This window comes from Alteromonas ponticola (assembly GCF_012911815.1).
GTDB classification, from domain to species: domain Bacteria; phylum Pseudomonadota; class Gammaproteobacteria; order Enterobacterales; family Alteromonadaceae; genus Alteromonas; species Alteromonas ponticola.
Map to the genome: position 1 here is coordinate 170,660 of NZ_JAATNW010000001.1, position 16,999 is coordinate 187,658.

General features: G+C 45.6%; 15 protein-coding genes. 4 read left to right on the plus strand and 11 right to left on the minus strand.

Going from position 1 to position 16,999, the window contains the following annotated elements:
• Positions 1 to 6 precede the first annotated feature (6 nt).
• From HCJ96_RS00640 to sdhC, 5 genes are all read right to left on the minus strand, one after another.
• On the minus strand, positions 7 to 2,826 hold the full coding sequence (locus tag HCJ96_RS00640; RefSeq protein WP_169209098.1) for a 2-oxoglutarate dehydrogenase E1 component: 2,820 nt from the start codon (positions 2,824 to 2,826) through the stop codon (positions 7 to 9).
• Positions 2,827 to 2,984: 158 nt separating this feature from the next.
• On the minus strand, positions 2,985 to 3,695 hold the full coding sequence (locus HCJ96_RS00645) for a succinate dehydrogenase iron-sulfur subunit (RefSeq protein ID WP_169209099.1): 711 nt from the start codon (positions 3,693 to 3,695) through the stop codon (positions 2,985 to 2,987).
• A gap of 15 nt (positions 3,696 to 3,710) precedes the next feature.
• Complete coding sequence (sdhA, locus tag HCJ96_RS00650) at positions 3,711 to 5,483, minus strand: succinate dehydrogenase flavoprotein subunit (RefSeq protein WP_169209100.1); 1,773 nt, start codon at positions 5,481 to 5,483, stop codon at positions 3,711 to 3,713.
• Between the two features lies 1 nt (position 5,484).
• Entirely contained in the window at positions 5,485 to 5,832 is a 348-nt protein-coding gene (sdhD, locus tag HCJ96_RS00655; protein ID WP_169209101.1) for a succinate dehydrogenase, hydrophobic membrane anchor protein, read from the minus strand.
• The gene (gene sdhC, locus HCJ96_RS00660; protein WP_169209102.1) at positions 5,826 to 6,200 is read right to left on the minus strand and encodes a succinate dehydrogenase, cytochrome b556 subunit; all 375 of its coding nucleotides are present in this window, start codon (positions 6,198 to 6,200) and stop codon (positions 5,826 to 5,828) included. Before sdhC ends, sdhD begins: the two co-directional genes overlap by 7 nt.
• Before the next feature lie 608 nt (positions 6,201 to 6,808).
• Between sdhC and HCJ96_RS00665 the strand changes: the two genes are divergently transcribed.
• On the plus strand, positions 6,809 to 8,089 hold the full coding sequence (locus tag HCJ96_RS00665) for a citrate synthase (protein WP_169209103.1): 1,281 nt from the start codon (positions 6,809 to 6,811) through the stop codon (positions 8,087 to 8,089).
• Positions 8,090 to 8,154: 65 nt separating this feature from the next.
• Here the strand turns inward: HCJ96_RS00665 and HCJ96_RS00670 are convergent, their stop codons facing one another.
• Together HCJ96_RS00670 and HCJ96_RS00675 are read right to left on the minus strand one after the other, a co-directional pair.
• A complete protein-coding gene (locus tag HCJ96_RS00670; RefSeq protein ID WP_246261043.1) occupies positions 8,155 to 9,615 on the minus strand; it encodes a phosphohexomutase domain-containing protein in 1,461 nt (486 codons plus the stop codon).
• 10 nt (positions 9,616 to 9,625) lie between these two features.
• Positions 9,626 to 11,032, minus strand: a complete 1,407-nt coding sequence (locus HCJ96_RS00675; protein ID WP_169209105.1) for a mannose-1-phosphate guanylyltransferase/mannose-6-phosphate isomerase — start codon at positions 11,030 to 11,032, stop codon at positions 9,626 to 9,628.
• A 261-nt stretch (positions 11,033 to 11,293) separates the two neighbouring features.
• On the opposite strand from HCJ96_RS00675, the gene HCJ96_RS00680 reads away from it, so the two are divergent.
• Positions 11,294 to 12,382 (plus strand): transporter substrate-binding domain-containing protein, encoded by a 1,089-nt coding sequence (locus HCJ96_RS00680; RefSeq protein WP_169209106.1) that lies wholly within the window; start codon positions 11,294 to 11,296, stop codon positions 12,380 to 12,382.
• Between the two features lie 43 nt (positions 12,383 to 12,425).
• On the opposite strand, the gene HCJ96_RS00685 is transcribed toward HCJ96_RS00680, so the two are convergent.
• Positions 12,426 to 13,385: a glutathione S-transferase family protein gene (locus HCJ96_RS00685; protein ID WP_169209107.1), complete on the minus strand. Its 960-nt coding sequence runs from the start codon at positions 13,383 to 13,385 to the stop codon at positions 12,426 to 12,428.
• 118 nt (positions 13,386 to 13,503) lie between these two features.
• A complete protein-coding gene (lhgO, locus tag HCJ96_RS00690; protein ID WP_169209108.1) occupies positions 13,504 to 14,712 on the minus strand; it encodes an L-2-hydroxyglutarate oxidase in 1,209 nt (402 codons plus the stop codon).
• A 93-nt stretch (positions 14,713 to 14,805) separates the two neighbouring features.
• Here lhgO and tcdA point away from each other — a divergent pair, with 93 nt between their 5' ends.
• The gene (gene tcdA, locus HCJ96_RS00695; protein WP_169209109.1) at positions 14,806 to 15,579 is read left to right on the plus strand and encodes a tRNA cyclic N6-threonylcarbamoyladenosine(37) synthase TcdA; all 774 of its coding nucleotides are present in this window, start codon (positions 14,806 to 14,808) and stop codon (positions 15,577 to 15,579) included.
• Positions 15,580 to 15,624: 45 nt separating this feature from the next.
• The gene (locus HCJ96_RS00700) at positions 15,625 to 16,032 is read left to right on the plus strand and encodes a hypothetical protein (protein WP_343034628.1); all 408 of its coding nucleotides are present in this window, start codon (positions 15,625 to 15,627) and stop codon (positions 16,030 to 16,032) included.
• Between the two features lie 5 nt (positions 16,033 to 16,037).
• On the opposite strand, the gene HCJ96_RS00705 is transcribed toward HCJ96_RS00700, so the two are convergent.
• Positions 16,038 to 16,514 (minus strand): DUF2919 family protein, encoded by a 477-nt coding sequence (locus tag HCJ96_RS00705; RefSeq protein WP_169209110.1) that lies wholly within the window; start codon positions 16,512 to 16,514, stop codon positions 16,038 to 16,040.
• Positions 16,515 to 16,528: 14 nt separating this feature from the next.
• Positions 16,529 to 16,951 carry a GNAT family N-acetyltransferase gene (locus HCJ96_RS00710; RefSeq protein ID WP_169209111.1) on the minus strand — a complete coding sequence of 141 codons (423 nt, stop codon included), beginning with the start codon at positions 16,949 to 16,951 and terminating at the stop codon, positions 16,529 to 16,531.
• Positions 16,952 to 16,999 lie beyond the last annotated feature (48 nt).

Sequence of the window (16,999 nt, forward strand, 5' to 3'; positions counted from 1 at the left end):
TGTTCCTTATTTAATCGTAAGTGCGTCTTCAACCAGCGCTTTTTGTTGCTGATTGTGAACGGAAACATAACCCACTGCTGGCGATGCAGCAGCTTCACGGCCTGCGTATCTCAGGTGCGCTCCATCGGGAATGGCTTGCCAGAAATGATGCTGGCTGTTGTACCACGCCCCTTGGTTCTGCGGTTCTTCCTGACACCAGACCCAATCTTTAACATGGCTGTAATTGGCAACTACCTGAGCACATTCTTCCTGTGGAAATGGATAGAGCTGTTCAAGGCGGATGATAGCCACGTCTGTTTGTTCGTTTTTGCGGCGTTGTTCAAGTAAATCGTAATAGACTTTACCTGAGCACATTACCACGCGTTTGACATCATCAGGGTTCAGATCATCAATTTCACCAATCACATTGTGGTAAACACCATCAGACAACTCTTCTAAAGTAGAGGTGGCAAGCGGATGACGTAACAATGATTTGGGTGACATGACAATCAACGGCTTACGCATAGGGCGCAGCACCTGACGACGTAACATATTAAATACCTGCGCAGGGTTTGATGGTATACAAACCTGCCAGTTGTGGTCAGCACAAAGCTGAAGAAAACGCTCGAGTCTGGCTGAGCTATGTTCAGGCCCCTGCCCTTCATAACCGTGCGGTAGCAGGACAGTAAGACCGCATAAACGCCCCCATTTCGCCTCACCTGAGCTTAAAAACTGATCGAATACAACCTGCGCACCGTTGGCAAAATCACCAAATTGGGCTTCCCAGATAGTTAAGCACCCAGGCTCTGCAGTAGCATAGCCATATTCAAATGCCATGACGGCTTCTTCGGACAACACAGAATCATAAATGTCTATCTTGCCCTGTTTGTCATGGATATGCTGAAGCGGCATCAGGCATGAGCCATCTTTTTGATTGTGCAATACTGCATGACGATGGAAGAAGGTGCCCCGGCCTGAATCCTGCCCGGTAAATCGAATGGCATGTCCTGAATCGACAATTGTCGCGTACGCCAGATTTTCGGCCATACCCCAGTCCAGATTCTTCTCGCCTGCGACCATGGCCTTGCGGTCTTGATAAAGTTTATTGACCCGTGAGTGAAGCTTAAAATCATCCGGATAGGTTGTAATCGCCTGACCGAGTTCTTTTAATTTTTCAACACTAATGGCACTGTCATACTCAACGTCCCAGTCATGACCCAGATAAGGGCTCCAATCGACAGAATGCTCTGTCATCGGACGCCATTCTTCTACCACGCAAGCGCCATGATCTAACGCCGCTCTGTACTCATCGGTTAAACGTTCAATTTCACGCTCTTCAACGCTGCCTTCAGCCGTTAGCTGTTCGGCATAAATCTGACGTGGTACAGGATGCTTTTTAATTTTCTGATACATCAGCGGCTGGGTTGCATTAGGCTCGTCTGACTCGTTGTGCCCATGTCGGCGGTAACAGACTAAATCAATGACCACATCACACTTAAATTTATTGCGGTAAGCTAGTGCAAGTTTGGTAACGAACAAGACCGCCTCTGGATCGTCCGAATTAACGTGGAAAATAGGTGCCTGCACCATTTTCGCGATATCGGTACAATACTGTGTTGAACGCGTATCTTCGGTTTTAGAGGTGGTGAAACCCACCTGGTTATTAATAACGATTCTAACTGTGCCACCCACGGCAAAACCGCGTGTTTGTGACATATTGAAGGTTTCTTGTACCACACCTTGCCCAGCGATCGCTGAATCACCATGAATCGTGATAGGCAAAACCGCGCTGCTGTCATTTTTGCGACGTTCCATACGCGCGCGTACCGACCCCATCACCACCGGATTAACAATCTCAAGATGGGAAGGGTTGAATGCTAGTGCCAGATGCACATTACCGCCCGGAGTGGCAAAGTCAGATGAAAAGCCTGCATGGTACTTCACATCTCCGGCACCAAGTGACTCGTCATGCTTACCCGAGAATTCGTCAAAAAGTACCGAAGGATTTTTACCTAATACGTTAACCAGGACATTTAATCGTCCGCGGTGAGCCATACCCACAACCACTTCTTTGGTTCCAGTGGTGCCGGCTTCTGAAATAAGCCCCTTCAGCATGGGGATCAGGGCATCGCCTCCTTCAAGCGAAAAGCGTTTGGCGCCCGGAAACTTGGAATTGAGGTACTTTTCCATGCCATCCGCGGCAATCAGCCCTTTCAAAATTTGACGCTTCTCATCTTTACTGATTTCGGGTTTTGCCTGAACGGATTCTAACTGCTGCTGAATCCAGCGTTTCTGTTCAGTGTCAGTGATGTGCATATATTCTGCACCAATACTGCCGCAATAGGTCCGGTTAAGCGATTTAAATAAATCACCCAACGACATATTTTCTTGTCCTACTGCGTACGAGCCGACATTGAATACCGTATCAAAATCACTTTCACTCAATGAATGATGAGATAATTCCAGGTCACGCACCCGCTCTTGTTGCCATAACCCTAATGGGTCAAGGTTGGCATGCTGGTGCCCGCGAAAACGATATGCGTTAATTAATTGCAGTACTTTAACTTGTTTTTCATCCGAACCACTGGAGGATGTGGCTGGAGCACTGCTTATGCGCGCAACTGGTCCTAACGCAGCCAGTTTTCTGAACTGGTCACGAATAGTAGTATGATTATCTTCCAGTTGAGTGCCTTCAACTTTTGGCAGACTATCGAATACCTGACGCCACGCCTCATCGACGCTTTGCGGATCTTCAAGGTAAGCCTCGTATAACTCTTCTACATAAGGTGCGTTAGCCCCTGCCATGTGTGAAGAATCCAACCACGCTTTCATCACGCTGTCTTGCATTATTGTGCCTTGCTTCGTTAAAAACTAACTATTACGAGAAGTTCTAAGCGATTGTTTATTATTTAAACAACCCTAATCCCTTAAATAAAAATAGCCATCCTGTCTGGATGGCCATTTAGAGCATTACTACTATCAACACAAATGTTGAAAATGCCTTACTAAACAGCCCGCTGTAAAAGCATCGACTTAATCTGGCCGATAGCTTTTGTCGGGTTCAGTCCTTTCGGACAAACACTTACGCAATTCATGATGCCATGACAGCGAAATACGCTAAAGGCATCGTCGAGATCATTTAAACGTTCCTCGGTAGCCGTATCACGACTATCGATTAAGAAACGATATGCGTGCAACAACCCTGCCGGTCCAATAAATTTATCTGGATTCCACCAGAAAGATGGACACGATGTCGAACAACATGCGCATAGTATACATTCGTATAAACCATCAAGCTTAGCACGCTCCTCCGGAGACTGCAGATGCTCTCTGGCAGGAGGCTGTTTACTGTCGTTGATCAGAAACGGCTTTACTTTCTCATATTGTGTATAGAATTGCGTCATGTCAATGACCAGATCCCGCACAACAGGCAAGCCTGGTAACGGGCGAATGGTGATTTTACCCTTGCCTAGAGCAGATAACGGGGTAATACACGCTAAACCATTTTTACCATTCATATTGATGCCATCAGACCCGCAAACCCCTTCACGGCATGAGCGTCTGAAAGACAAAGTTGGATCTTGCTCTTTTAGTGCCAGAAGAGCGTCGAGCACCATCATGTCTTGCCCTTCATCAACTTCAAGCGTGTAATCCTGCATGTGCGGTTTAGCATCTACATCAGGATTGTAACGATATATAGAAAACGATAATTTCATGCTACTCACCCCTATTTAATATGAACGCACTTTTGGCGGAAACGCTTCCCGCAATTTTGGCGACATATTGACTTCACGCTTGAGCATAGATTCATTCTGTGGACGATAAATACTGTGACATAACCAGTTATCATCATCACGATCAGGGAAATCGAATCGGCTATGCGCTCCGCGGCTTTCTGTACGGAAATTAGCCGCAACCGCAGTACAATACGCAGTTTCCATTAAGTTATCCAACTCTAAGCACTCGATACGTTGAGTATTAAAATCAGCGCTCTTGTCATCTAATCGTGCATGCTGCAGGCGTTCGCGTATCTCTCTAAGCTGCTCCAGACCTTCAGCCATCGCGTCGCCTTCACGGAACACAGAGAAATTAAGCTGCATACATTCTTGCATATCTTTCTTAATCTGAACCGGGTCTTCCCCTTTGCCTTTTTCAGAGTTTTCCCAGCGGTTAAAGCGAACCATGGCTGCATCTACATCTGATTCGGACGCATCACGGCTGGCACTCATTTGACTGAGGGTCTCACCTAGATGCATACCAGTTGCCCGGCCAAATACAACCAGGTCAAGTAACGAGTTTCCACCCAAACGGTTGGCGCCGTGTACCGATACACAGGCAATTTCGCCACAGGCAAACAGCCCATTAACGACCTTTTCCTGCCCGCTTTCATCGATAGTCAGCGCCTGACCATGAACGTTTGTCGGAATACCGCCCATCATATAGTGACAGGTAGGAATAACCGGAATAGGCTCTTTGACTGGATCCACGTGCGCGAAGGTACGAGATAGTTCGAGGATACCCGGTAAACGCGATTCCAATACATCTTTACCCAGATGGTCTAGCTTAAGCTTGATATGAGTTCCCCATGGGCCTTCACACCCACGCCCTTCTCTGATCTCAGTCATCATTGAGCGTGCAACCACGTCACGACCAGCCAGGTCTTTCGCGTTAGGTGCATAACGCTCCATAAAGCGTTCGCCATCTTTATTTAATAGATAACCACCTTCTCCGCGACAGCCTTCAGTAACTAAGGTGCCCGCACCGGCAATACCCGTTGGGTGGAATTGCCACATTTCCATGTCTTGCATAGAAACACCCGCGCGAATTGCCATGCCAACACCATCACCGGTGTTAATATGGGCATTGGTAGTTGATGCGTAAATACGTCCAGCGCCCCCCGTTGCCAATACAACAGCGCGCGATTTAAAGTAAACTACTTCACCGGTTTCGATATCAATAGCCGTACAGCCAACAACATCACCATCCTGGTTTTTAACTAAATCTAAGGCATACCACTCACTGAACACTTTTGTTTTATTTTTAACATTTTGTTGGTACAACAAGTGCAGTAATGCATGGCCAGTTCGGTCAGCGGCTGCAGCGGTACGCGCGGCTTGTTCACCGCCGAAATTCTTCGATTGACCACCGAAAGGACGCTGATAAACCTTACCATTTTCAAATCGAGAAAAGGGCAATCCCATATTTTCCATTTCGATGATAGCTTCAGGGCCGTTTTTACACATGTATTCGATAGCATCCTGATCACCAATGTAATCAGAACCTTTTACCGTGTCATACATATGCCATTCCCAGTTATCTTCGTGGGAATTACCGAGGGCTACAGTGATCCCCCCCTGGGCGGATACAGTGTGCGAACGAGTTGGAAACACCTTTGATAAAAGTGCACAGGACTTGCCTGATTGTGAAATCTGTAAAGCGGCACGCATACCAGCGCCGCCAGCACCAATTACCACGGCGTCAAACTCATGTACAGGTAACTTCATTTTAGACTCCCCACAGAACAATTAAACCGACTACCACATAAGCAAAAGCAATAATGTTGAGCACATACTGCAGCGCGGCGCGCAAAAAAGGCGCCTTCACGTAGTCAGTTAACACTTGCCATAAACCAATACGTGTGTGGGTCATGATGGCTACCAGCGTGATCAGTGTAAAAGCTTTCATCGCGATGGATGAAAACAGTTCTTGCCAAACGGCATAAGTGATATTTTCAGTGGCGATAAAAAACCAGCCGATGAAAATAACATATGCGGCAATAAATGCCGCACTTGCACGAAGTGATACAAAATCTTGTACCCCATTGCGCTTAATACTTGCTTTATTCGTTACCATACTGCAATCCCCCAAACAACGGTCAGAATAATCCAAAGTGCAATGATAATTTTGGCGCTAAGATTGCCTGATTGAATTTCTTCCCAATACCCCGCTTCCATCACCACATGGCGGATACCGCCAAGCAGGTGGTAAGTCAATGCTGATAGCGTGCCTATGGCTATCAGTTTACCCCAAATGCCGGTAAGCGCTGTCTGGACGTCTGCAAAACCTTCAGGAGACGATAGCGACACTGCCCATGCACCGATTACGAATAATAGTGCAAAGAACATAGCGACACCGGTAATACGATGGAGAATTGACGAAATAGCAGCAGGAGGAAATTTAATGGTAGAAAGATCTAAATTTACTGGTCTTTGCTTTTTCACAATTTATGCCTGTTTGATCCGTAGGGACAATGAACCACCCAATATTAAAAGTGTCCTGATAGAGTGATTCGGTTTTTATCTGTTAAGTCTTTCATCCACTGAAATGTTAACAATTTGTAAACCTGTTTTTACTTTATTTACAGTTACTCGCGTAGAGTCACTGCCACACACGGAGTATATCCAGCAGCCAGTATAATTACAATTTTTTGTGCCATATTAAGGCGTTACTCTGGTAACAGGGGTTCAAAAAATAGACAGTGTCTAAAATGTCGGCAAAACTGCGCGCGATTGGTCAGTTTGTAAACACCACAACAGTTTATCTGGCCATCCGATAGAATTTAAAAAGTTGAGGTCATACGCTGAAAATTAACGCATTAAAGATTTTTTAATCTGGCTTTGAACGAAAACGCTTGCCAAACGAATAAACTAAAATCAACTCAAATGTTTTTAGCGTATTTTTGATATAGATGTAGAATATTAATTGTGCATATCTGCATTTAAATTGACTTATCGGTACATAATAAAGTAAATATACGCCACTTTTTTCAAAGAAGCGGACATTTTCGTGCCGTTTCGATGCAAACAGAACTATTCTGAGGAGAGCTTTTATGGCAGATCAGAAAGCCATTCTTACGGTGAACGGTAAAGAAATTGAGTTACCGATTCACTCTGGTACTGAGGGACAGGACGTAATTGATATACGTTCTCTGGGAGCGAATGGCTATTTTACTTTCGACCCTGGCTTTATGGCCACCGCTTCGTGTGAGTCAGCAATAACCTATATCGATGGTGGCGCGGGTGTACTTTTACATCGCGGTTATCCAATCGAAGAGTTAGCCCGGGACGCAGATTATCTGGAAGTCTGTCATATGTTGCTGCATGGTGAAGCACCAACAGCAGACGAGTACGAAGAGTTTAAAAATACGATTACTCGCCACACCATGGTGCATGAACAAATTAACATGTTCTTCCATGGCTTTAGAAACGACGCGCATCCGATGGCCATGCTGTGTGGAACTGTAGGTGCTATGTCATCTTTTTATCACAGTGATCTGGATGTCTCTGAGCCTGAAGAGCGCGTACGCAGCGCGCACCGCCTGATTGCGAAGATGCCAACGCTTGTGGCCATGTGTTACAAATACAATGTAGGCCAGCCTTTCGTTTACCCCAGAAACGATTTAAGTTACGCAGCGAATTTCTTGAACATGATGTTCTCGGTTCCGGCAGAAGAATTTTCTGTCAGCCCTGCAGTTGAAAGAGCCATGGATAGAATCTTTACTTTGCACGCGGATCACGAGCAAAATGCATCAACGTCAACAGTACGCTTAGCGGGTTCTTCCGGAGCGAATCCATATGCGTGTATCGCTGCGGGTGTAGCCTCGTTATGGGGCCCTGCACACGGTGGTGCTAACGAAGCGTGTTTGAATATGCTTGAAGAAATCGGCAGTGTCGATCGCATACCTGAATTTATCGAAAGGGCCAAAGACAAGAACGATCCGTTCCGTCTGATGGGCTTTGGACACCGTGTTTATAAAAATCATGATCCGCGGGCAACGGTGATGCGTGAAAGCTGCCACGAAGTGCTGGATGAGCTAAAAATTGAAGATCCGTTGCTGGATGTGGCAATGGAGCTTGAACGTATTGCGCTGAACGACGCCTATTTCAAAGAAAAGAAACTCTTCCCAAATGTTGATTTCTATTCTGGTATCGTTTTAAAAGCTATCGGCATCCCAACCAACATGTTTACGTGTATCTTTGCACTGTCAAGAACAGTAGGCTGGATTTCACACTGGCATGAAATGATGAGCGATCCTAAGCAAAAGATCGGTCGTCCACGCCAACTTTACACCGGTGAAAACCAACGTAAATTTGCGCCGATTAAAAAGTAATTACGTAATTACGAACAAAAATAGCGCCCTCGTGGCGCTATTTTTTTAACTTCTATAAAGCGTATTTATTCGTCGCGGATAATTGCCAGCAATTCAGCTGTTTTTGCTTCCATCAAAGGGATGTCACCTCTTGATTCCACGTTTAAGCGGATTACTGGCTCCGTATTGGATTTTCGCAAATTGAAGCGCCACGTACCAAATTCGAGCCCGATACCGTCGGTTTCGTCAATGGCTTCCGCTTCACTTTTATAGCGCTGAAGAACTCGTTCCAGTGCCGCATCTGCATCGTTAAGTTTGCTATTAATTTCACCTGACGAAGGATATGCTTTGATTCGTTCTGACACCATTTCAGCCAGTGACTGCCGCTTGGTGCACACCAGTTCAGCGACCAGTAACCATGGGATCATGCCCGAATCACAATAGGCAAAATCTCTGAAATAATGGTGAGCACTCATTTCACCACCGTACACTGCATCTTCTTTACGCATTCGTTCTTTAATGAATGCATGCCCGGTCTTGGATTTAACGGGTATCCCTTGCTTATCTGCAATAATGGCTTCGGTGTTCCAGTACAAGCGGGGGTCAAAAATAATGGATGCGCCCTGCTCTTTCTCCAGAAACGCTTCTGCTAGCAAGCCAATAATATAGTATCCCTCAATAAATTGTCCCTCAGCATCGAAAAGAAAACAGCGATCAAAATCACCATCCCAGGCGATGCCGAAATCTGCATTGTGCTGAATGACTGCATTGGCTGTATCAGCCCTGTTTTCGGGCAGTAAAGGATTAGGTATACCGTTTGGAAAATTGCCATCTGGCTGATGATTTACTTTAATAAATTCTACCGGGATCTTGTTTTCCTTAAACGCTTTTTCAAAAGCATCCAGTGCCTTTCCGGCTGCGCCATTACCCGCATTGACCACCAGCTTCAGTGGCGTAAAGTGCGATAATTCTACATACGATAAAATATGCGCGACATAATCATCCAGCACTGATTGCACATGAAATTTACCTGTTGCAGTTAATACATCGACTTTCACGTGAGCAATACCTGCAATGAACGCAGCACTATCGATTTGTTCACCAGCAGTAAAGTGTTGCAGACGTTGTTCGACTTCGGCGGTAGAATAAGTTTCTGCTTTATCTTTTATTGCATGCAAGCCGGTGTCGCCGCTGATCGGTACAGATCCAGCTTTAACCATTTTCATGCCGTTGTAATCAATGGGATTATGACTGGCTGTAACTTCAATTCCGCCGTCAACTCTTAAATGGGAAGTGGCAAAATAAATTTCTTCGGTACCGGCCATACCAATATCAATCACCTTTGCGCCGCCATCGATCAGCCCCGCCGATAGTGCCAGTTTCAAAGGCGTCGATGTCTTGCGGATATCGCCACCGACCACTACCGATTTTGCCTGAAGCTCTTCAGCAAACGCCCGACCAATACGATACGCCACCGCCTCGCTAAGCTGTGTATTCAACTCACCGCGTACATCATACGCTTTAAAACAGGTAATAGAATTGCTCAAAGATAACTCCTTAATTGGTGCGGCCATATCGGTCAGAAAAACGCACTATGTCGTCTTCACCGAGATAGGCGCCTGACTGCACTTCAATTAACTCCAGAGGAATTTTTCCTGGATTTTCAAGTGCATGCACATCACCTATGGGAATGTACACCGACTCATTCTCGGTTACTAATTTGGTCGTCTCGCCCACGGTGACCTTGGCGGTGCCAGATACCACAATCCAGTGTTCTGCGCGATGATGATGCATTTGAACCGACAGCTTTTCACCGGGTTTGACAGATATCCGTTTTACCTGAAAACGTGCGCCATTATCGATAGAGTCATAACTGCCCCACGGACGGAAGACTTCGCGATGAAACTCAAATTCAGGACGTTTTTCCTGTTTAAGTTTATTCACCACCTTTTTGATTTCCTGCACCTTTTCTTTATGTGCAACCATCACCGCATCTTTAGTTTCTACGACCACCACATCATCTAGCCCAATCACGGCGATAAGACGCTCTTCTGCGTTAATATAACTGTTGTTTACGCCTTCTAATATTGCGTCACCAATCACCACATTACCGTTTTCATCTTTGCGATCAGCGGTTTCCCACAGCGAACTCCAACTCCCTACATCTGACCAGCCTGCATCCAGCGGTACCATGGCAGCCATTTTTGTTTTTTCCATGACAGCGTAATCAATTGAGTCGTCGGGGCATTGTTTAAAGGTGTCGGGATCTATACGAATGAAATCCAGGTCTTTTGACTCTGAGTCAACCGCAGCACGACAGGCATTGAGTATATCGGGCTGAAACTTCTCCAGCTCCTCTACATAGCGGCTGGCTTTAAACATGAACATACCGCTGTTCCAGAAATATTGCTGAGACGCTACATACTTCGTAGCGGTGTCCAGATCAGGCTTTTCCACGAATTCTTCAACCAGCATACCATCAGCAGCTGGCTTGCCAGCCTTAATGTAACCGTAACCTGTATGTGCAACATCAGGGACAATTCCAAACGTAACCAGATAATCCTTTTGCGCCAGGGCGTTGGCTTTATCGATGGCACGATGAAACGCAGTGTTATCTTTGATCAAATGATCCGCTGCCAGCACCAACAAAACCGGATCATTGCCATCTTTCAATGCATGTAATGCTGCTAACGCGATCGCAGGCGCGGTGTTTCGCCCCATCGGTTCAAGCAAAATACCACCATGATCGATATTTTGCGTGCGCAGTTGTTCTGCAACCAGAAAGCGATGGCTATCGTTGCAAATGACGATGGGCTTTTCAGCGCCGGTTCCACTAAGTCTGCCAATGGTTTCCTGTAACATCGTCCTGTCAGATGTCAGGGCCAGGAACTGTTTGGGTAGTGCAGCGCGAGATTTAGGCCATAAGCGGCTACCACTGCCGCCTGCTAAAATAACCGGTTTCATTTACTTTCCTTTAATTTAGACTGTTGGCTCAATGAGTTGAACCACTTATTTGTTTAGATAGTATCTTCACTATACGTTGATTTTACGGTGTTAATTGTTCAAATGTCTATTTAGTTTGTGCTGAAGGCATAAAGAAAGACAAAATTTGCAATTTAATATTCGCAATCATGAAAAATAGTTTATTGATTTGATGTTATTTTTACGCGCTTCAATAACTAATTTGATTAAAATACCACTTAGAACACCACAACGAGGCTTTTTATGCACAAACCATACCTGATAGCCATTGTTATGCTTTGCCTGAGCATTGGACTAAGCTCGCATAGCGTTGCTCAGTCAACACCTGACACTTCACCCCCCCTTTCCATCGGCACTAAAATTGCGCCCCCCTTTGTGATGAAAGGCGAAGATCAGCAACTCACCGGCCTGAGTATTGAGCTTTGGGAACAAATGAGTGAGCAACTTAACGCGGAATATGAGTTCAAAGAAGCAGACCTTGACTTGTTACTTAATGGGTTAAACAACCAGACATTTGACATGTCTATTGCTGCCGTCACGGTGAGCGCTGAACGCGAGCAACAGGTCGATTTTTCTCACCCTTATTTCACTACAGGTCTCGCAATCGCAGTGAAAGAGTCTGATGGACGCCTGATGGCTGCAGTGTCCAGGTTTTTTTCCTGGGAGTTTTTCGTTGCGCTCGGGGGATTGTGCTTATTGCTGTTTGTAGTGGGTGCCTTGCTCTGGGTATTTGAACGTAAACATAATAGTGAACAGTTTGGTGGCGGCACCTCAAAAGGTCTCGGTTCAAGTTTTTGGTGGGCTGCAGTGACGATGACCACAGTGGGTTACGGTGATAAAGCACCCGTAACGCTGGGTGGTCGTATCATCGGTTTCATTTGGATGTTTGCCGCCATCATTCTAATTAGTAGCTTTACCGCAGCAATCGCCACCAGCTTAACGGTCAGTCAGTTGTCCGGATCCGTTACCGGACTGGAAGATTTACCTAATGCGAAGGTTTATACCATTGGCAATTCAGCCAGCGCTAAATTCCTCGAGGCAAATAATATCGGTTACAAACAAGTAGACAACTTAAGCGATGCTCTACAAGCGCTCTCTGACGGCAAAGTTGATGCCGTTGTTTATGATAAACCGATTCTGCAATATCTGGTCAAGAACGACTATTCAGATGACTTATATATCTTGCCTGAAATCATTGAAAGACAAGATTATGCCATTGCATTACCTGAAAATAGTCCATGGCGAGAGCAAATCAACACCGCTCTACTAAAGGTGATTGAAAGTGAACAGTGGAAAAATACTGTTGATGAATATTTAGGTACAGACGAATAAGTGAGCTTGGGCCACTGCGGGTGGCCCTTATTCTAGTTTGGAGTTAAAGTGCGTCTCGACCATGCGGTTCAGCCAACGCTAATTCGGGTCCCACAGAGACTACTTGAGTTGGGTTAATCATGGTGTGGCTAAAATAATAATGATGCTTGATATGCTCGAAATTAACGGTACGAGCCACATGTTCATATTGATATAACTCTTTCATGTACCCTGTTAGCGCAGGATAATCAGCGATGCGTTTAATATTGCATTTAAAGTGACCGTGGTATACCAGATCGAATCGTATCAGCGTCGTAAATAGTCGCCAATCGGCTTCAGTCAGGATATTACCCACCAGATAACGCTGCGTGGAAAGGCGCTTTTCTAAGTACTCCAAGGCATCAAACAAGTCAGTTACTGCTTCCTCATAGGCTTCCTGAGTTGAAGCGAAGCCGGCCTTGTAAACACCATTATTCACTTTGTGGTAGACGAGTTCATTAATTTGCTCAATTTCATCACGATGTTCCGCAGGATAAAAATCTTGCTGATCACCGGTGATTTCATTAAATGCGGAATTAAAAATTCGGATAATTTCTGCTGACTCATTATTGACGATTGATTCCGATTGCTTGTCCCACAGTACAGGTACAGTAACCCGTGTGGTGACATCTGGGACAGCATGAGTATACAGCTGTCGCAAAAACTCAAAGTTATAAAGCTTATCTTTAGTCGCGCCTTCAAATGAGTGAAATGTCCACCCATCTTCGAGCATCTCAGGGCTGACGATAGAAATATCAATCAGGTCGGTCAGCTTTTTTAATTGTCTGAAAATTAGCGCACGGTGTGCCCATGGACAGGCAAGTGAGACGTATAAATGATAGCGATCTTTTTCAGGCGTGAACTTAGCACCGGTCTCTGCACTGATTACATCTCTGAATTGAGAAGCCTGCCGCTTGAATTTTCCCTCATTACTCTCGGTATCGTACCATTTGTCTTTCCACTGCCCGTCTACCAACAATCCCATATGTTTCTCCGTGTTAATTATATTAGACTAATTTAAGCACAAGCATGAGATTGCGCACTGTTAGATTAGTGAACATTCCATTCTACTTTTTAGAACGTTGAGCTAACCAGCTGAGTGGCTACGTGCTTAACTGACTGACAATTGATTTAGCGATGGGAATGGCGCTGGTAGCAGCAGGCGACGGCGCATTACCCACATGCAACGATCTTGAACTGCTAATGAACTTAAAGTCATGGAGCAGTTCGCCTCGCAGCGATACCGCCTGTGCGCGTATTCCAGGACGATAGTAATAGAGATCTTTCTCTCTGACGTCCGCACAATAACGCTGTATTTGCTCTACGTAATATTGCTTACTTAAACTGGTTTTTAATTCTGACAGTACACTGCTTTTAAATTGCCAAAGTAATTTGTACAGGCCCGGAAATGAAGCCAGTCTCCATAGCTCAGCGGGTTTAAGGGTAACCCCATCGTACGCTTCTCTGCCTGTCGCCAGCACCGCGTTCGGTCCCACCGTCGTAAAGCCCCCGATCATTTTAGTCAGGTGTACACCTAAAAAAGGCATGGCCGGGTCAGGAACAGGATAAATCAAACGTTGTGAAACGTTATCGAAACGTTTGTGCAGACGATAATACTCACCCTTAAATGGGACAATTTTAAAGTCACAGGGTAGCCCTTGCTGACGAATTAATTCGTCTGCATAAACCCCTGCGCAGCTGATCAAGTAATCACCTTTTATTCGTATAGCATCACCGTTTTGAGTTAACGTGAGTGCGATATGATCAGCATTTTCATCTATCGACTTTACTTGTGCAGCATAAAAAAAACTGACATTTGCTCTGGCAGCCGCTTCTTGCAGCAAGCAGTTAGTCACCTGTTTAAAATCAGTAATGCCGGTTTGTTTAACCCACATCCCTGCCTGACCGCTGATATTAGGCTCTTTTCGCCTTATTTGCTCAGCCGTCAACATCTCTGGGTCAAGGTCATTCAGCTTACAGCGCTCGAAAAGATCGGCCAGACGGGCTTCTTCCTGTCGGTTGGTCGCCACCACAATTTTTCCGCATTGCTCAAAATCGATAGCATTTTTTTTGCAAAGTTCGGTGGTAGCGTCGAGGCCCTCACGACAAAACCGGGCTTTTAAGCTACCCGGGGCATAATAGACACCTGCGTGTATCACGCCTGAGTTTCGACCAGTTTGGTGCTGCGCTGGCTGCGTTTCTTTCTCGACCAGCGCAATCGTTTTATTGGGGTATTGCAGTGCTAACTCTCTAGCTACTGCCGCCCCAACGATACCTGCACCGATAATGACAAAATCATAATGAGCCCTCACTTAACACACCTGAACACTGATTCAATTTGATATTTAAGTTAGAATAACGCCCTCTTGATGTATTTGTATAACTTTCTGGAATTTTCTTACTATATGAGTGATTCACAACGCTTTGGTGGTATCGGGCGTTTATACGGCCAATCTTCACTGCAAACTTTTGCCAGCGCAAAGGTATGCGTCATTGGAATCGGTGGTGTTGGTTGTTGGTCAGCTGAAGCTTTGGCACGCACAGGGATAGGTCATATTACCCTGATCGACCTGGATGACATCTGTGTCACCAATACCAATCGCCAGTTACATGCGCTGAGCGACACCATTGGTTGCGCTAAAGTTGACGTCATGGCCCAACGACTTAAGCTGATAAACCCCGATTGTCAGGTCACTCCCTTAGAAGATTTTGTTACTCCGGAAACTGTGGCAGAGTATATCATCGGTTTTGATGCTGTCATTGAAGCAACTGACAGCGTTAAAGCCAAAGCAGCTATCATTGCCCATTGCAAAAGAAATAAAATTTCCGTAGTCACTGTAGGCGGTGCCGGAGGTCAGATCGACCCCGCTAAGGTGACTCATGGCGACTTAGCTAAAACCATTCAGGATCCACTCGCGGCCAAGGTGCGCAGCGAACTACGCAGAAATTATAATTTTTCCTCCAACCCTAAACGACGCTTTGGCGTGGAATGTATCTATTCCACAGAACAGTTGCGGTATCCGCAGCCCGACGGTGAGGTGTGTTTCAACAAAAGTTCTATGGAAGGGGGTACACGATTGGATTGCGCCGGAGGCTTTGGTGCAGTAGTGACAGTCACCGCAACTTTTGGCATGATCGCAGCCGCTCGGGTGATCAATCGTTTAAGTGGAGTTAAATGATCATTTCAGCCATACTAAAAAATTATGCGGTAGCAGGAGAAATGCGTGCAACAACACGAACTTGATCAATTAATGAAAGAATGTGCCAGCGATGCTGTGCAGACAGCTGAGGAAGAATTCAATATAAAGTTGGATTTGACCCAGGAAAGCTTAGGCAGTGTTGATGACGTATTGCTATCATTTGTCGAAAAGTATAACGATAAAGCATTAGAAGATAACGCGGTTTTCACCATTTGCAATATTTACGGCGCCTATATCGGTGAGGTTTTCAAAAGTATAGCCGGAGGCGACTGGCGCTACGATCAAAGTAACCCTGAAGCGCCGTTTGTCGTTTTAGATGTTGGTGAGCATTCTTATGCCTTTTCCGGGATATGCTACGAGAGACTGGTCAACAACAGCAACATCAGCGTTAAAGCCTATTTCGAGCAGGCTTTAGCAAATCAGGTTCAATAAATCATCTATCCCGTCTTCGGGTTGATTTTACGCCAATCGCTTAGCATCAACCCGATATGTAGACTTCTCAACACTAAAACCCCCAGTAACAGATTCAATACCAGCCGTATCGCCTGTAGCAGTGCAAACTCCCAGTTGCGGTCACTCAATTGCCATAGTGTTGATGCCAGTGACAATACAATTCCGCTCAACAATAATGGTAAAATGGTTCTGGGCCATTTGACCCTCCCCTTTTTCCACAATCGACTTCGGTTCCCCAACAATAGCAATGTGATGATAAACGGTATGGTAACGATCAATTGCACCACGAGAAGCTGACGATTGGGATAAAAAAGCTGCAATAGCAAGGTAGTATGTTCGCGAATAGTAAGGGCAAAAACCAACACTATCCAATCTGCGCACACACACAGCAACAACCAGTAAAACCATCTTGGTGGTTTGATTACTCCCGCTTCATCATAGCAATGTAATGGTAATAACAATCGACCGTTCACCTTTACCATTCCATCGCAAAATGATGACTGGTAATAGCTAGCTTGTGCCGTAAGTAAAACCGATGCGCAGCAAATCGTTGCACCCCAGAATCCAGATGCAAACTTTGACAACCGTTAGCCTTAGCAAATTCAATACAGAAATTGAGCATGCGTTCGCCCACCCCTTGGGACCGAACGCTGTCCAGTGTAACCAGATCATCGATGTATAGGTGCTTCCCCCAAGCCAGTTTCTCACTTACCACGCAACCGGCCACTGCGATACACCTGTCTTGTTGATAGGCGCCAAACAGAATATAGCCATTAGCCTGCTGACGCTTTATTTGCGTTACCAGCTCGTCAACTTTAAACTGCGGGCGTAATTCACGCATGACATCGGCTGCAGTGATAAGTGCCTGTTCAGATTCAATTCGCTCGATGGTGATCATTGTTTGCTACGTTCATACAACTATAAGCGTGGATTGTACCGACTTCGC